The following is an 18567-nucleotide window of genomic DNA, read 5'->3' on the forward strand; positions in this document are numbered from 1 at the left end:
CTTGATCCACCACAGGAAGGTTCCCCACGTCATGCCCGATGACAACAAGCTCGTCGACTACCTCAAGTGGGTCACGGCCGATCTGCACAAGACCCGCCGGCGGCTGGAGGAGGCGGAGGCCCACCGGCGCGAACCCATCGCGATCGTCGGCATGGCCTGCCGCCTGCCCGGCGGCGTCGACACCCCCGAGGAGTACTGGCGTCTCCTGGACGAGGGCCGCGACGGCATCGCGCCGTTCCCCACCGACCGCGGCTGGGACCTCGACGCGCTGAACGGCGAGGGCCCGGGCAGCAGCGCCGCGGGCGAGGGCGGTTTCGTCGACGCCGCCGCGTTCGACGCGGGCTTCTTCGGCATCTCGCCCCGCGAGGCCGTCGCCATGGACCCCCAGCAGCGGATCCTGCTGGAGACCACCTGGGAGGCGGTGGAACGGGCCGGCATCGACCCGGTCTCCCTGCGCGGCAGCCGCACCGGCGTCTACGTCGGCACGGCCGGCGTCGACTACGTCGGCGTCGTCATGAACTCCCGTGAGGACGCCGAGGGCCACGCCACCACCGGCCTCACCGCCAGCGTGGTCTCCGGCCGCCTGTCGTACGCCTTCGACCTCGCGGGGCCCGCCGTCACCGTCGACACCGCGTGCTCGGCCTCGCTCGTCGCCATCCACCTGGCGGCCCAGGCGCTGCGCAACGGTGAGTGCGGCCTCGCCCTCGCGGGCGGCGTCACCGTGATGTCCACCCCGATGGGCTTCTCGGGCTTCACCCGCCAGGGCGGCATCTCCACCAGCGGGCGCTGCAAGGCGTTCGCCGACTCCGCCGACGGCACCGGCTGGGCCGAGGGCGCCGGCGTCCTCGTCCTGGAGCGGCTCTCCGACGCCCGCCGCAACGGCCACCAGGTGCTGGCCGTGGTGCGCGGCTCCGCCGTGAACCAGGACGGCGCCTCCAACGGCCTCACCGCCCCCAACGGCCCCTCCCAGCAGCGTGTCATCCGCCAGGCACTGGCCGGCGCGGGGCTCTCCGCCGCCGACGTGGACGCGGTCGAGGCGCACGGCACGGGTACTCCGCTGGGCGACCCGATCGAGGCGCAGGCGCTGCTGGCGACGTACGGGCAGGACCGCCCCGAGGACCGGCCGCTGCTGCTCGGCTCGGTGAAGTCGAACATCGGCCACTCCCAGGCCGCCGCCGGTGTCGCGGGCGTGATCAAGACCGTCCTCGCCCTTCAGCACGGGGTCCTGCCCAAGTCCCTCCACATCGACGAGGCGTCCAGCCACGTCGACTGGACCGCGGGCAACGTCCGCCTGCTCACCGAGAGCACCCCCTGGCCCCGGACCGGCCGGCCGCGCCGCGCCGGCGTCTCCTCCTTCGGGATCAGCGGCACCAACGCCCACGTCGTCGTCGAGCAGGCCCCTGAGCCGGACGAGCCCACGACGCCCGCGGCGTCCACGCCCGTCGCGGCGCCCACCGTCGTCCCCTGGCCGGTGTCCGCGAAGACGCGCGACGCCCTTGACGCGCAGCTCGCCCGCGTGACCGCCGTCACCGGCGCGGGCCCGCTCGACGTCGGCCACTCCCTGGCCACCGGACGCTCCACCTTCGAACACCGCGCGGTCCTCCTCGCGGGCCCCGACGGGGAGCCGGCCGAGGTCGCGCGCGGACGCGCCACCGAACGCCGCCTCGCCCTGCTGTTCTCGGGGCAGGGTTCGCAGCGTGTGGGGATGGGTCGTGAGTTGTACGGCCGCTTTCCGGTGTTCGCGGAGGCGCTGGACGGGGTGATGGCGCGCCTTGATGTGGGTCTGGAGCGTCCGTTGCGGGAGGTGTTGTTCGCCCAGGAGGGTTCTGGGGCGGCGGTTCTGCTGGACTCGACGGGTTTCACGCAGCCGGCGTTGTTCGCGGTCGAGGTGGCGTTGTACCGGTTGGTGGAGTCGTGGGGTGTCTCGCCGGGGTTCGTCGCGGGGCATTCGGTCGGTGAGATCGCGGCGGCGCATGTGGCGGGGGTGTTGTCGTTGGTGGACGCGTGTGCGCTGGTCGGTGCCCGGGCTCGTCTGATGCGGGAGTTGCCCGGTGGTGGGGCGATGGTGGCGGTGGGGGCCGGTGAGGCCGAGGTCGCGGCGCGGCTCACCGACGGGTTGTCGCTGGCGGCGGTGAACGGCCCCGGCTCTGTGGTGATCGCCGGGGCCGAGGACGAGGCCCTTGCTCTGGCCGCCGAGTTCGCCGCGGAGGGTCGTAGGACGCGCCGTCTGGCGGTCAGCCACGCTTTCCACTCGCCGCTGGTGGAGCCGATGCTCGCGGAGTTCCGCGAGGTCGCCCGCTCACTGACCTACGCCGAGCCGCGGATCCCTCTTGTCTCCAACGTGACCGGTGCGCTCGCCGAGGCCGGACAGCTCACCGATCCCGAGTACTGGGTGCGGCACGTCCGTGCGGCGGTCCGTTTCGGCGACGGCGTCCGCGCCCTCGCCGAAGCCGGCGCCGACGCCTTCCTGGAGATCGGCCCCGACGGCGCCCTCACCGCCCTCACCCAGCAGACCCTGGACACCCTCGACAGCGGCCCGGACGCCGTCGCCGTCCCGGCCCTGCGCACCCGGCGACCCGAGCAGGAAGCCCTGCTCACCGGAGTCGCCCAGCTGCACGTCGCCGGCGTCCGCGTCGACTGGGCCGCCTGGTTCGAGGGCACCGGCGCACGCCGCACCGACCTGCCCACCTACGCCTGGCAGCACCGCGGCTACTGGCCGCGCCCGCTCGCCCACGCCGCCGACCTCCCCGGCGCCGGGCTCGTCCCGGCCGAGCACCCCCTGCTCGGCGCCGCCGTCTCCCTCGCCGGCTCCGAGGGCGTCCTGCTCACCGGACGCGTCGGCCCGCGCACCCACCCCTGGCTCGCCGAGCACACGATGGGCGGCCTCATCCTCTTCCCGGCCGCCGCCTTCCTCGAACTCGCCGTCCGCGCGGGCGACCAGGTCGGCTGCGGCCGCGTCCAGGAACTCACCCTCACCACCCCGCTCGCCCTCGACCCGCAGGGCGCCGTCGCCGTGCAGGTCCGCGTCGGCGCCCCCGACACCGCCGGCTGCCGCCCGCTCGAGATCCACGGCCGGCCCGCCGACGCCGCCGCCGACGAGCCCTGGACCCGGCACGCCACCGGCGTCCTGGTCGCCGGAGAACAACGCGTCGCCTTCGACCAGAGCGCCTGGCCGCCCGCCGACGCCGCCCCCGTCGACCTCGACGGCTTCTACCAGCGCACCGAGCACGGCCCGCTCTTCCAGGGCCTGCGAGCCGCGTGGACCCGGGGCGACGAGGTCTTCGCCGAGCTCGAACTGCCCGCCCGCGCCGAGGACGCCGCCCTCTTCGGCCTCCACCCCGCGCTGCTCACCGCCGCCCTGCACGCCGTGGAGTACGTCGAGCTGAAGGACGCCGACCAGGGCCTGCTGCCGTTCTCCTGGTCCGGCGTCACCCTGCACACCTCCGGCGCCACCCGGCTTCGGGCCCGCATCACCAAGGCCGGTGAGGACACCGTCGCCCTCGCCGCCGTCGACACCGCCGGCCGTCCCGTACTGTCGGTCGAAGCGCTGGCCCTGCGGCCCTCCGAGACGGCCCGCCTGCTCAAGCCGGGCACCGACCGCGCCACCCTCCTCGGCCTCGACTGGGTCCCCGCCGAACCAGCCGGCACCGCCGGCGCCGGCCCCCGGGTCGCCCTCGGCACCGACCCCTTCGGCACCGGCACCACCCTCGCCTCCCTCGCCGAGGTCACCGAGGACGGGACCCAGGTCCTCGTGCCCGTCACGGACGGCGGCGGCGACCCGGTCACCGCCACCCACGAGGCGACCCGCACCACCCTCGCCCTCCTCCAGGAATGGCTGAGCGCCCCCCGCCCCGCCGGCGCCCGACTCGTCTTCGTCGCCCGGGGCGCGGTCGCCGCCCGGCCCGGCGACCCGGCCGCCAACCTGGCCGGCGCCGCCGTGTGGGGCATGGTCCGCACCGCCCAGGCGGAACACCCCGCCGACTTCGCCCTGGTCGACGCCGAGCCGGGTGCCCCGCTGCCGCTGGAGGACATCCTCACCGCCGACGAACCGCAGGCCGCCGTCCGCGACGGCCGGGTCCTCGTCGGCCGGCTCACCCAACTGCCCCTCGCCACCCACCAGGACGGCCCGCGGAGCCCCGACCCGTTCGGCGGCGCACGCGGCGGCACGGTCCTCGTCACCGGCGGCACCGGCACCCTCGGTGCCCGTACCGCGCGCCACCTCGTGACCCGCCACGGCGTCACCCGGCTCCTGCTGGCCGGCCGTCGCGGCGCCGACGCCCCCGGAGCCGCCGCCCTGCGGGAGGAACTGACCTCCCTCGGCGCCCACGTCACCCTCGCCGCCTGCGACGTCACCGACCGCGCGGCCCTGGTCGCACTGCTCGCCGGCATCCCCGCCGAGCACCCGCTCACCGCCGTCGTGCACGCAGCCGGCGTCCTCGACGACGCCGTCGTCACCTCCCTCACCCCCGACCGCCTGGCGGCCGTCCTGCGGCCCAAGGCGGACGCGGCCTGGCACCTGCACGACCTCACCCGCGACCTCGGCCTCGACGCGTTCGTCCTCTACTCCTCCGTCTCCGGCGTCACCGCCCGCGCCGGCCAGGCCAACTACGTCGCCGCCAACCTCTTCCTCGACACCCTCGCCCAGCACCGCGCCGCCCAAGGGCTGCCCGCCCTCTCCGTCGCCTGGGGCGCCTGGGACCTCGACGAGGGCATGGCCGGCGACCTCCTCACCGACACCGGCCGTCGCCGCATCCGCTCCGGCGGCCTCGACACCCTGCCCGGCGACCGCGCCCTGGACCTCCTCGACACCGCGCTCACCTGCGGCGAGCCGCTGGTGGTCGCCACCAACCTGGCCGCGCCCCCCGCCACCGTCCACCCGGAGGAAGTACCGCCGCTCATGCGCGGCCTGGTCCGCGCCCCGCGCCGGACCGCCTCCGCCACGGCAACCGCCGCCCCAGCCCGCGTCCTCGACCCGGTCTCCTTCCGCGAGACCTTCGCCGGACTCGGCTCAGGTGAACAGGAGACCGCCCTGCGGGACCTGGTCCTGACCTGCGCCGCAGAACTCCTCGGCCACACCGACACCTCGGAGATCGACCCCGACCGCGACTTCCTGGAACTCGGCTTCGACTCCCTGATCGGCATCGAACTGCGCCGCAGGCTCAGCGAGGTCACCGCGCTCCAGCTCCCCGCCAGCATCGTCTACGACAGCGGCTCCCCGAACGGGCTCACCGCCTGGCTGCGTACCGAACTCGGCGCCCAGGGCAGCGGCGCCCCGCACACCGGAGCGGCCGGCGGCCCCACCGAGAACGACTCCATGGAACGCCTGTTCCTGGACGGCCTCGCACAGGGCAAGGTGCGCGAGGCCCAGCGGATGCTCGCCACCGTCGCGGCGCTGCGTCCCGCCTTCGAGGTGACCGCCGAACTGGAGGACCTGCCCTGGCCGGTGACGCTCGCCGAAGGGCCCGCACCCTCCCGTCTGGTGTGCGTCAGCGCCCCCACCGCCAACGGTGGCGTCCACCAGTACGCCACCCTCTCCGGCCACTTCCGTGGCCGCCGCGACGTCACCGCGCTGCCCCTCATCGGCTTCAACACCGGCGAGGCGCTGCCCGCCCATGCCGAGGCCGCCGCGCGGATCGTCGCCGACTGCGCCCTCCAGGCCGCCGACGGCAAGCCCTTCGTCCTCGTCGGCCACTCCTCCGGCGGCTCCCTCGCCTACGCGGCGGCCGGGGTCCTGGAACACACCTGGGGCATCCGGCCCGAGGCCGTCGTCCTCCTCGACACCCTCAGCATCCAGCACAGGAGCGACGAGGGCGTCGACTACAACGGCATGATGAAGTTCAACTTCACCGCCGTCGACGACTCCCCGGTGCGCCTGACCAACTCCCGCCTGTCCGCCATGGGCCGCTGGATGGTGCTCCTCAACGCCCTCGACGTGCACTCCACCACCGCCCCCGTCCTGGAGATCAAGTGCACCCGGGCGCTCATCGAGGGCGTCCCCGCCCCCGACCCCGAGCGCCTGCACCTTCCGGTCGTCCCCGGTGCGGAGGTCCGCCCCCTGGACTCCGACCACCTCTCCCTCATCCGTGAGGACTCCGGCCCCGCCGCCGACCTCGTGGACGAGTGGCTGACCGCCCTGGAGACCGCGGCCACCACCACCGAGCCGGAGCCCGCCCCCGCCGGCTGACCGCCCCCATCCGCGAGGTCCCGTTCCCTCCCTCCCGACGGAACGGGGCCTCGTCGGCTCCAGGACCGAGCGGGCCCGGCGCCACCGGACCCCCCCCCAGCCGTCTCGCGTCCCGCCGTCGCGAATTCCCCGCCCGGAGATCCGCCCCGCCCCTATCGGAAACCGTCGAGGGAATTCACCAGACCTCGGACGGAGAATCCGCCTGGACCGGAACGGGCGCCCCCACCAGCCTCCCCATGCTTTAGGGAAACCCGCAGTCCAAGACGGCCAGACTGGCTCTCGCACCGGGCCGTCCCGTACGGCGTGGGGCCGCTTCCCCGGACGAGTCCCCTGGCTTCCGGGAGGGCGAACTGGGTCGGGGCGTGGAATTCGGGAATCGCCGCCTCCGCGTTTTCCGGTATCTCATGGAGAGGTGGGCACCTGATGTCGAACGAGGACAGGCTCCGCGCATATCTCAAGCGGGCCGTCACCGACCTCCAGGAGGCCCGGCAGCAGCTCAGCGACGCCGAGAACCGCGACCGCGAGCCGGTCGCCGTCGTCGCCATGGCCTGCCGCTACCCCGGCGGCGTGCGCACCCCCGAGGACCTGTGGGAACTGGCCCGGGACGGAGTGGACGCCATCTCCGCGTTCCCCGCGAACCGGGGCTGGGACCTCGACCACCTGTTCCACCCGGACCCCGCCCACCACGGCACCACGTACACACGCGAGGGCGGATTCCTCCACGACGCCGGTGAGTTCGACCCGGCGTTCTTCGGGATCTCGCCGCGCGAGGCCCTGGCCATGGACCCGCAGCAGCGGCTCCTGCTGGAGACCTCCTGGGAGGCGCTGGAGCGCGCCGGCATCCTCCCCGACACCCTCGCGGGCAGCACCACCGGTGTCTTCGTCGGCACCGGACACGGCGACTACGACGGCGCCTCGCGCGGCCGCCAGGAAGAGGTCGCCGGGCACCTGCTCACCGGCAACACGGTCGCCGTCGCCTCCGGCCGCCTGTCGTACACGTACGGCTTCGAGGGCCCCGCCGTGACGGTGGACACGGCCTGCTCCTCCTCCCTCGTCGCCCTGCACCTGGCCGTCCGTTCGCTGCGGCAGGGCGAATGCTCGCTGGCGCTGGCCGGCGGCGCCACCGTCATGTCGACGCCGAAGATGTTCACGGAGTTCTCCCGCCAGCAGGGCCTGGCGGCCGACGGCCGCTGCAAGCCCTTCGCCGAGGCGGCAGACGGTACCGCCTGGTCCGAGGGCGTCGGCCTGATCCTGCTGGAGCGGCTCTCCGACGCGCAGCGCAACGGCCACGAGATCCTCGCCGTCATCCGGGGTTCCGCCATCAACCAGGACGGCGCCTCCAACGGCCTGACCGCCCCCAACGGTCCCTCCCAGCAGCGGCTGATCCGTCAGGCCCTCATCGACGCCGGCCTCACCACGGGCGAGGTCGACGCGGTCGAGGCGCACGGCACCGGCACCACCCTGGGCGACCCCATCGAGGCGCAGGCCCTTCTCCACACGTACGGGCAGGACCGCGGTGACGCGCACCCGCTGCTGCTCGGCTCGCTGAAGTCCAACACCGGCCACACCCAGGCCGCTTCCGGCGTCGCCGGGGTCATCAAGATGGTGCAGGCCATGCGCCACGGCATCCTGCCCCGGAGCCTCCACGTCGACGCGCCCACCCCGCACGCCGACTGGGCGACCGGCGGCGTGGAACTGCTCACCGAGACCACCGCCTGGCCCGAGACCGGCCGGCCCCGCCGTGCCGCCGTCTCCTCCTTCGGCGTCAGCGGCACCAACGCCCACCTCATCCTGGAACAGGCCCCCGAGGACCTTGCCCCCCACACGGAAGAGTCCGGCGCCGAGCCCTCCGCGAACGACTCGGCCGAGGTCGTCCGGTCGTGGGTGGTGTCGGGTGGGTCGCGTGCGGTGGTGGGGGAGCAGGCGGCGCGGTTGGCGGCGTCGGTGCGTGCGTCCGAGGTTTCGGCGTTGGATGTGGCGTTCTCGTTGGTGTCGTCGCGGGTGGCGATGGACCGGCGTGCGGTGGTGGTGGGGCGTGGTCGTGAGGAGTTGTTGGCGGGGTTGGATGCGTTGGCGGTGGGTGAGCCGTCTGTGCGGGTGGTTGAGGGTGTTGTTGGTGAGGGGTCGGGCGGGGTTGTGTTCGTGTTCCCGGGTCAGGGTTCGCAGTGGGTGGGTATGGCGGTGGAGTTGTTGGGGTCGTCTTCGGTGTTCGCGGGGCGGGTGGCGGAGTGTGCGGTGGCGTTGGAGCCGTTCACGGAGTGGTCGTTGCTGGATGTGCTCAATGGTGTGGAGGGTGCCGCGTCGTTGGAGCGGGTGGATGTGGTGCAGCCGGTGTTGTGGGCGGTGATGGTGTCGTTGGCGGAGGTGTGGCGGTCTCAGGGTGTGGAGCCGGGTGCGGTGATGGGGCATTCGCAGGGGGAGATCGCGGCGGCGGTGGTGGCGGGTGGGTTGTCGTTGGAGGACGGGGCGCGGGTGGTGGCGTTGCGGTCGCGTGCGTTGCGGGCGTTGTCGGGTCTGGGTGGGATGGTGTCGGTGGCGCGGGGTGTGGGTGAGGTGCGTGGTCTGTTGGCGGGTTGGGAGGGGCGTATCGGTGTGGCGGCGGTGAACGGGCCGTCGTCGGTGGTGGTGTCGGGTGATGCTGATGCGCTGGACGAGTTCGTGGCCGTGTGTGACGAGGCGGGGGTGCGGGCTCGTCGGGTGGCGGTGGACTACGCGTCGCATTCCGCGCATGTGGAGCGTATCGAGGGGGAGCTTGCCGGTCTTCTGGCGCCGGTGGCGCCGCGTTCGTGTGCTGTGCCGTTCTACTCGACGTTGTCGGGCCGGGTGATCGACACGGTGGAGCTGGATGCCGGGTACTGGTACCGGAATCTGCGGGGGGCGGTGGAGTTCGAGGCGGGGACGCGTGCGTTGCTGGCTGACGGGTTCCGGGTGTTCGTGGAGGTGAGTGCGCATCCGGTGGTGGCGACGGGGGTGCGGGAGACCATCGAGGACGTGGGTGTGCGGGCCGGTGTGGTCGGTACGTTGCGGCGTGACGAGGGTGGTGCGGAGCGGTTCGCGCTGTCGCTGGGTGAGGCGTGGACGCTCGGGGCGGACGTCGACTGGGACCGGCACTACGCGGGCACCCGCCCCCGCCGCGTCGACCTCCCCACCTACCCCTTCCAGCGTCAGCACTACTGGCCGCGTTTCGCCGAGCTCGGCGGTGACGTCAGCTCGGCCGGCCTCGACTCGCCCGACCACCCCCTGCTCGGCGCCTCCGTCGAACTCGCCGGCGGCGACGGCCTGGTGGCCACCGCCCGGTGGTCGCTGCGCACTCATCCCTGGCTGGCGGACCACGCCGTGTCCGGCACCGTGATCGTCCCCGGCACCGCGCTCGTGGAGTCCGTGATCCGGGCCGGAGACGTCCTAGGCTGTGGCCGGATCGAGGAACTGACCCTCCAGACCCCCGTGGTTCTCCAGGAACGGGGCGAGGCGCAGGTGCAGATCGGCGTCGGCGAGCCCGACGCCTCCGGCCGCCGCCCCGTCACCGTCCACACCCGCACCACCGGCCCCGACGGCGCCACCGAGGACCTGTGGACGCTCCGCGCCCAGGGCACCCTCACCGAGCCCGGCGCCCCCGTCGTCGACCGGCCCGAGGACTTCGCCGCCTGGCCACCGCCCGGCGCCACCACCCTCGCCGCCGAGGGCTTCTACGAGCTGCTCGCCGACCGGGGCTACGAGTTCGGGCCCGTCTTCCAGGGCGTGCGCGCCACCTGGAGCCGTGGTGACGACCTGTTCGCCGAGGTCGTCCTGCCCGAGCAGGTCCGCGGCGACGCCGGACGGTTCGGCATCCACCCCGCGCTCCTCGACGCCTGCCTGCACGCCGCTCACCTCGTCCCCGGCAGCGCCGGGCGCACCGTCGTCCCGTTCACCTGGACCGGGGTCACCCTGCACGCCACGGGCTCCACCGCGCTGCGCGTCCGCGTCTCCCCGGCCGGCCAGGACACCATCTCCGTCCACCTCACCGACCCGACCGGCGTCCCGGTCGCCGCCATCGACGCCCTGGCCGTGCGCGAGGTCACCCCAAAGACCCTCGACCCGTCCGCCCGCGCCGCCCGCGACTGGCTCTTCCGCCTCGACTGGACCCCGGTCACGCCGCCCGCCGTCGTCCCGGCCGTCACCGGCTGGGCCGTCCTCGGCGCCCCGGCCGCCCCGGTCACGGCACCCGATGCCGGCCGCGCCCCGCTGCCCGCCTTCGCCACCCTCGGCGAACTGACCGAGCACACCGCGGCCACCGGTCACCGGCCGGGCGCCGTCCTGCTGTTGGCCGGCGCCGCCACGAGCGGTGCCCACACCCCGGACCACGACACCGAGCCCGGTGCGCCGGACGCCGTCCTCGACGACGTGCTCGCCACCGTGCAGAGCTGGCTCGCCGACGAGACCACCGACGGCACCCCGCTGGTCGTCGTCACCCGCGGCGCCGTACCCACCGGCCCCGGCGATCCCGCTCACGACCTGCCCGGCGCCGCCGTCTGGGGCCTGGTGCGCTCCGCCCAGACCCAGCACCCCGGCCGCCTCGCCCTCGTGGACCTCGACATCCACGACAGCTCCTGGCTCGCCCTGCCGGCCGCGCTCGCCACCGGCGAGCCGCAACTCGCCCTCCGGGAGGGCGCCGCGTACGCGCCGCGCCTCGTCCGGCCCAGCACCACCGAGGCCCTCACCGTGCCCGCCCGGACCGGGAACTGGCGTCTCGACATCCCCGAGAAGGGCTCCGTCGACCGGCTGGACATCGTCGCCGCACCCGGGACGACCGAGGAGCCCGCCGCCGGCCAGGTGGTGATCGAGGTGCGCGCCGCCGGACTCAACTTCCGCGACGTCCTCAACACCCTCGGCATGTACCCCGGCCCCGCCGTGCTGCTCGGCGCCGAGGCGGCCGGCGTGGTCACCGCCGTGGGCGAGGGAGTCACCGAGTTCGTTGCGGGCGACCGCGTCATGGGCCTGGTCTCCGGCGGCTTCGCCCCCCGCGCCGTCGCCGACGCCCGGATGCTCGCCCCCGTACCCGCCGGCTGGACCTGGACCCAGGCCGCCTCCGTCCCCGTCGCCTTCCTCACCGCCTACTACGGCCTGCGTGACCTCGCCCACCTCGACGCCGGCGAATCGGTCCTCGTGCACGCCGCCGCCGGCGGGGTCGGCATGGCCGCCGCCCAGCTCGCCCGCCACTGGGGCGCCGAGGTCTACGGCACGGCCGGCGACCACAAGCGCACCCTGCTGCGCGCCGACGGCTGGGACGACGCCCACCTCGCCTCCTCCCGCACCCTCGCCTTCGAGGACCACCTCCGCGCCACCAGCGGCGGCCGCGGGGTCGACGTCGTCCTCCACTCCCTGGCCGGCGAGTTCACCGACGCCTCTCTGCGGCTCCTCGCCCCCGGCGGACGCCTCGTCGACATGGGCAGGACCGACGTCCGCGACCCCGAGCAGGTCTCCCGCGACCACCCCGCCGTCGCCCTCTACCAGGCGTACGAACTCCGCGAGGCCGGCGAGGACCGCATCCGGGAGATGTTCCGCGATCTGACGGAGCTCTTCGCCTCCGGAGCCCTGCGCCCTCTGCCCACCGTCACCTGGGACGTCCGCCACGCCCGCGAGGCCTTCCGCCACATGGCCCAGGCCAAGCACTACGGAAAGATCGTCCTGACCCTGCCCCGCGCCTGGGACCCCGAGGGCACCGTCCTCGTGACCGGCGGCGCCGGCGTCCTCGGCGGCATCCTCGCCCGCCACCTCGTCACCCGCCACGGAGTGCGCCACCTCGTCCTCACCGGCCGCCGGGGCCCCGACGCCCCCGGCGCCGGCGAACTCGCCGCCGAACTGCGGGGAATGGGCGCCGAGGTCACCCTCGCCGCCTGCGACGCGGCCGACGCCGACGCCCTCGCCGCGGTGCTCGCCGACGTTCCCGAGGACCACCCGCTCACCGCGGTCGTGCACGCCGCGGGCGTCCTCGACGACGGCGTCCTCGAATCCCTCACCCCCGGCCGGCTGCGTACCGTCCTCGCCCCGAAGGCCGACGCCGCCCGCCACCTCCACCGCCTCACCCGCGACCACGACCTCGCCGACCTGGTGCTCTTCTCCGCGGGCGCCGGCGTCTTCGGCAACGCCGGACAGGCCAACTACGCCGCCGCCAACACCTACCTCGACGCGCTCGCCCACCGGCGCCGCGCCGACGGCCTGCCCACCACCTCCCTCTCCTGGGGCCTGTGGGCCGACACCAGCGCCCTGACCGGACAACTCGACGACACCGACCTCGCCCGGGTGCGCCGCTCCGGCGTCCTGCCGCTGTCCGCCGCCGACGGCATGGCCCTCTTCGACGCCGCCCTCGCCGAGCAGCGCCCCCACCTGGTACCGGTCCGCCTCGACACGGGACGGCTGCGCGCCTCCGGTGACGAGGTTCCGCACCTGCTGCGTTCCGTGTACCGGGGCCCGACACGGCGCACCGCCGCCGCGGGCGCCGCCGGCACCGACGGCCTGCGGGCACGCCTGGCCGGCCGCTCCGCCGAGGACCGCCTCAGCACCCTGCGCGACCTGGTCGCAGCCCACGCGGCCGCCGTCCTCGGCCACGAGGACACCGACCCGCTCCACGCCGGCCGCGCCTTCCGCGACCTCGGCTTCGACTCGCTGACCGCCGTGGAACTGCGCAACCGCCTCAGCGCCGCCACCGGCCTGCGGCTGCCCGCCACGCTCGTCTTCGACCACCCGACCGCCGCCGAACTCGCCGCCCACCTCGACGGCGAACTCTCCGACGGCACCGTCGCCGCGTCACCCGCCGCACCCGTGCCGGTGAGCACCGCACCCGGCGACGACGAGCCCTTCGCCATCGTCGGCATGGCCTGCCGCCTGCCCGGCGACGTCCGTTCGCCCGAGGACCTGTGGCGTCTGCTGGCCGAGGGCGCCGACGCCGTCGCTCCCTTCCCCGACAACCGGGGCTGGGACCTCGACCGGCTCTACGACGCCGTCCCCGAGGGCCGAGGGAGCTCCCGCACCCGCGAAGGTGGCTTCCTCCACGACGCCGCCGACTTCGACGCCGACTTCTTCGGCATCTCCCCGCGCGAGGCCCTGGCGATGGACCCGCAGCAGCGCCTGCTGCTGGAGACCTCCTGGGAGACCTTCGAGCACGCCGGCATCGACCCCCGCTCGATGCGTGGCAGCCGCACCGGCGTCTTCGCCGGCCTCTCCTCCAGCGACTACCTGAAGCGCGTCGCCCACGTCCCCGACGAGATCGCCGGATACGTCAACAACGGCAACGCCAACAGCATCGTCTCCGGCCGCGTCTCCTACAGCCTCGGCCTGGAGGGGCCGGCCGTCACCGTCGACACCGCCTGCTCCTCCTCCCTCGTCGCGCTGCACATGGCGCTCCAGGCACTGCGGCGCGGCGAGTGCACCATGGCGCTGGCCGGCGGCGTCACCGTGATGTCCTCACCCGAGATCATCGTGGACTTCTCCCGGCAGCGCGGCCTCGCCGCCGACGGTCGCTGCAAGCCCTTCGCCGAGGCCGCCGACGGCACCGGCTTCTCCGAGGGCGTCGGCCTGATCCTCCTCGAGCGCCTCTCCGACGCCCGCCGCAACGGCCACCAGGTCCTCGCCCTGGTCCGGGGCTCCGCCGTCAACCAGGACGGCGCCAGCAACGGCCTCAGCGCCCCCAACGGCCCCGCTCAGCAGCGGGTGATCCGCCAGGCCCTCGCCGACGCGGGCATCGGCGCCGCCGAGGTCGACGCCGTCGAGGCGCACGGCACGGGGACCCGCCTCGGCGACCCCATCGAGGCCCAGGCGCTCCTCGCCACCTACGGTCGCGACCGGGACGGCGGCCACCCCCTGCTCCTCGGCTCCGTCAAGTCCAACCTCGGCCACACCCAGGCCGCCGCCGGCGTCGCCGGCGTGCTGAAGATGGTGCTGGCGCTGCGCCACCGCACCCTGCCCAAGAGCCTGCACATCGACGCGCCCACCCCGCACGTCGACTGGGCGGACTCCGGTGTCCGCCTGCTCACCGAGTCCACCGCGTGGCCCGAGCCGGCCGCGCCCCGGCCGCGCCGCGCCGCCGTCTCCTCGTTCGGCATCAGCGGCACCAACGCCCACGTCATCCTGGAGGAGGCCCCTGCCGGCACCCCCGCCCCCGGCACCGCGGGCGAGCCGGACTCCACCGGCGCCGACGCCGCCACCGAGGCCGCTCCCGCGCCCCTGCCGTGGGTCCTGTCCGCCCGCAGCGAGGCCGCCCTGCGCGGCCAGGCCAAGGCGCTCCTCGCCCACCTCGACGCCCACCCCGGCACCCACCCGGCCGGCATCGCCCACTCCCTGGCCACCCGCCGTGCCCGGCTGGAGAAGCGGGCCGTCGTCGTCGGGGAGACCACCGGCGACCTCCGGGCCGGCCTCGCCGCCCTCGCGGAGGGCAGCCCCGCCGCCCACGTCGTCAGCGGCGGCCGAGGCGCCGGACGCGACCGCCGGCCCGTCCTCGTCTTCCCCGGCCAGGGCTCCCAGTGGGCCGGTATGGGCGCCGAACTCCTCGACGCCGAGCCGGTCTTCGCCGGCCGCCTCGCCGCCTGCGAGGAAGCCCTCGCCCCGTACGTCGACTGGTCCCTGACGGCCGTACTGCGCCAGGACGAGGGCGCCCCCGGCCTCGACCGCGTCGATGTCGTCCAGCCCGCCACCTGGGCCGTGATGGTCGCCCTCGCCGAGGTGTGGCGGGCCCACGGCCTTCGGCCCGCCGCCGTGCTCGGCCACTCCCAGGGCGAGATCGCCGCGGCGGCCGTCTGCGGGGCCCTCTCCCTCGCCGACGCCGCCAAGGTCGTCGCCCTCCGCAGCCAGGCCATCGCCCGCGAACTGTCCGGACACGGCGGCATGGTGGCCGTCTCCGCCCCGCACGACGAGGTCGCCGCCCTCCTCACCGACCTGTCCGGCGTCTGCGTCGCGGCCGTCAACGGCCCGTCCTCCGCGGTGGTCTCCGGTGACGCCGACGGCCTCGACACCCTCCTCGCCGCCTGCGAGCGGCAGGGCGTCCGCGCCCGCCGCGTCCCCGTCGACTACGCCTCCCACTCGGCGCACGTCGACCGGCTCGCCGAGAGCCTGCCCGCCGCCCTCGACGGCATCGTCCCCCGCGACGGCGACATCCCCTTCTTCTCCACCGTCACCGCCGACTGGCACCCCGGCACCGGCCTCGACGCCTCCTACTGGCACCGCAACCTGCGCTCCACCGTGCGCCTGGAGGAGTCCCTGCGCGCCCTCGTCGAGCAGGGCCACGACGTCTTCGTCGAGTGCGGCCCGCACCCGGTGCTCACCGTCGGCATCGAGGACACCGTGGCCGCCACCGGAGCCGACGCCGTCGCCCTCGGATCGCTGCGCCGCGACGACGGCGGCCCCGCCCGGGTCCTCACCGCTCTCGCCGCCGCCGACGTCGAAGGCGTCCCGGTCGACTGGCGGCCCGCCGTCTCCCACGGCGCCCCCGTCGGCCTGCCGACGTACGCCTTCCAGCGTGAGCGGTACTGGCTGGAGGCCGACACCGCCCAAGGCGACCCGGCCGGCCTGGAGAGCGCCGTCCGCCTGGCCGACGGCGGGGCCGTCCTCAGCGGCTCCCTGTCCCTCGCCGCCCAGCCCTGGCTGGACGCCCACCGCACCCACGGCGCCGCCGTCGTGCCCGCCACCGCCCTGCTGGACTGGGCGGTCCGGGCCGGCGACGAGACCGGCCTGCCCGTGATCGCCGCACTCGACGAGCACATCCCGCTCCTGGTGCCCGACGAGGGCCGCGTCGAGATCCAGCTGACCGTCTCCGCCGCCGCGGACGACACCGGCGCCCGTCCGTTCGCCGTCCACTCCAGGACCCTCGACGCCGACGCCGACGCCGACGACTTCGCCGTGACGCCGTGGAAGCGGAACGCGACGGGCGTCCTCACCGACCGGCCCGCCGCGGTCGCCCCGGCGGCGCCGGACACCTGGCCGCCGGCCGAGGCCGTCGCCACCGACCCGGCCCCGGCCCGCACCCTCGTCGAAGAGCGCGGCCTCGACCTCACCGCGCCCTTCGACACGGTGCGCTCCCTGTGGCGCGCCGGCACCACCGTCCTCGCCGACGTCGTCCTTCCCGGCACCGACCAGGCCGACGCCGCCCGGTTCCGCCTCCACCCGGCGCTCCTGCAGAGCCCGCTCGCGCTGGCCGCGACCACCGAGGCCGCCACCGCGCCCCTCCTGCCCGCCGCCTGGCGGAACGTCACCGTGCACGCCACCGGTGCCACCCGGCTCCGCCTCCGCCTCACTCCGGGCGACGGCGCCACCTGGACCATCGACGCCCGCGACGCCGCCGGCAACCCCGTCCTCACCGGCACCGCCGTGACCCTCCCGGCCGGCCCCGACCGGCTCCCCGCGACCACCGGAGGGGACGCCCCGCACCGCGTCGCCTGGCTCCCGTGGACCGACAGCACCCCCGCCGGCAATCCGCGACCCGACGGACCGTGGGCCGTGCTCGGCGACACCGGACGGCTCGCCGCCGCCCTGCGACGCACCGGCGCCACCGTCCAGGCCCACGCCGACCTGGCCGCCCTCACCGCGGCCCTCGACAGCGGCGAGGCGGCACCGCCCGCCCTGGTCGTCACCGTCCATGGCCACGACACCGGCGACGACCCGGCGACGGCCGCGCACACCTCCGCGCACCGCGCCCTGGACCTGGCCACCACCTGGCTGCGCGAGCCGCGCCTCACCGACGCCCGGCTCCTGGTGGTCACCGAGGGCGCCGTCGCCACCGGCCCGGACGACACCGTCCCCGGCCTCGCCGACGCCACCGCCTGGGGCCTGCTCCGCTCCGCCCAGACCGAGCACCCCGGACGGTTCCTCCTCGCCGACCTCGACCCCGCCACTCCCGGCGGCACCGACGAGGACAGCGCCGCCGACGCCCTGCTCGCCGCCGCGGCTGCGGCCGGCCGCACCGGCGAGCACCAGTTCGCCGTACGGGCCGGCACCGTCACCGTGCCGCGCCTCGTCCGGGCCGACCACCCGGACGGCGCCCCCGCCGCCGCCACCACCGCCCCGTGGGGCGAGGGGACCGGAACCGGCACCGTCCTGGTCACCGGCGGGACCGGTACCCTCGGCGCCCTCGTCGCCCGCCACCTCGTCACCCGCCACGGCGTACGGCACCTGCTGCTCACCGGCCGTCGCGGCCCCGACGCCCCCGGCGCGGCGGCCCTGCGCGACGAACTCGCCGCGCTCGGCGCCGAGACCGAGATCGTCGCCTGCGACGCCGCCGACCGCGACCAACTGGCCGGTGTGCTCGACGCCGTACCGGCCGAGTACCCCCTGACCGCCGTCGTCCACGCGGCCGGCGTCCTCGACGACGGCACGCTGGACGGCCTCACCCCCGACCGCGTCGACCACGTCCTGCGGCCCAAGGCGGACGCCGCCTGGCACCTCCACGAACTCACCCGCGACATCGAGCTCACCGCCTTCGTGATGTTCTCCTCCTACGCGGGAGTCGCCGGCGGCCCCGGCCAGGCCAACTACGCGGCGGCCAATTCCTTCCTCGACGCCCTCGCGCAGCACCGGCGGGCGCGCGGCCTCGCCGCGCACTCCCTGGCCTGGGGCTTCTGGCAGGAGCGCAGCGAACTGACCGGCGCCCTCGGCTCCACCGGCCTGGCCCGCCTGGAACGCTCCGGCATCCGGCCCCTCACCGCCGACCAGGGCCTCGCCCTCCTCGACGCCAGCACCCTCCTGGACACCGCCCAACTCGTCCCCGTACGGCTCGACACCCGCGCCCTGCGGGCCGACGAGGTGCCCCCGCTGCTGCGGTCCCTGGCCCGCCCGGCCGCACGACGCGCCGCCGACGCCGGCACCGAAGCGGCCACCGGCGCACCCTCGGACCTCCGCGAGCGGCTGGCCGCACTCAGCGGCCCCCAGCAGCAGGCGCTGCTGCACCGCACGGTCCTCGGCCACGTCGCCGCCGTCCTCGGTCACGCCTCCGCCGCCTCCCTCGACGCCGGCCGCGGCTTCCTCGACCTGGGCATGTCCTCCCTGACCGCGGTCGAACTCCGCAACCGGCTCAACGCCGAGACCGGGCTCTCCCTGCCCACCACCCTGATCTTCGACCACCCCGACCCGGCGGCCCTCGTACGCCACCTGCACACCCAACTCGGCACCGGAGGCGGCACACCGGACCAGCCCGTCTTCGCGGAACTGGCCGCCCTGGAGGCAGCCGTCGGCGGCGCCGCCCTCGACGAACAGGACCGCGCCCGGCTGGCACAGCGCCTCAAGGCCCTCCGGTGGAAGCTCGACGCGACCTCCCAGGACGGCGGCGAGCCCGAGGACGACTCCGACCTCGACACCACCACGGACGACGAGATGTTCGACCTCATCGACAACGAACTCGGGCTCGCCTGACCGCGGCCGGC

The 18567-nt window shown here is 75.4% G+C and carries 2 protein-coding genes; both read left to right on the top strand.

The genetic code is table 11. The features are described 5' to 3' along the window. Positions 1 to 31 precede the first annotated feature (31 nt). Positions 32 to 6184: a type I polyketide synthase gene (locus Sdia_RS15975; RefSeq protein ID WP_191835348.1), complete on the top strand. Its 6153-nt coding sequence runs from the start codon at positions 32 to 34 to the stop codon at positions 6182 to 6184. Positions 6185 to 6607: 423 nt separating this feature from the next. After that, complete coding sequence (locus tag Sdia_RS15980) at positions 6608 to 18556, top strand: type I polyketide synthase (RefSeq protein WP_191835349.1); 11949 nt, start codon at positions 6608 to 6610, stop codon at positions 18554 to 18556. Positions 18557 to 18567 lie beyond the last annotated feature (11 nt).

It is taken from the genome of Streptomyces diastaticus subsp. diastaticus (genome assembly GCF_011170125.1).
Classification (GTDB): domain Bacteria; phylum Actinomycetota; class Actinomycetes; order Streptomycetales; family Streptomycetaceae; genus Streptomyces; species Streptomyces diastaticus.

Coding starts and splice junctions, on each gene's coding strand:
- Sdia_RS15975 (WP_191835348.1), top strand. CDS start 32: ATGCCCGATGACAACAAGCTCGTCGACTACCTCAAGTGGGTCACGGCC.
- Sdia_RS15980 (WP_191835349.1), top strand. CDS start 6,608: ATGTCGAACGAGGACAGGCTCCGCGCATATCTCAAGCGGGCCGTCACC.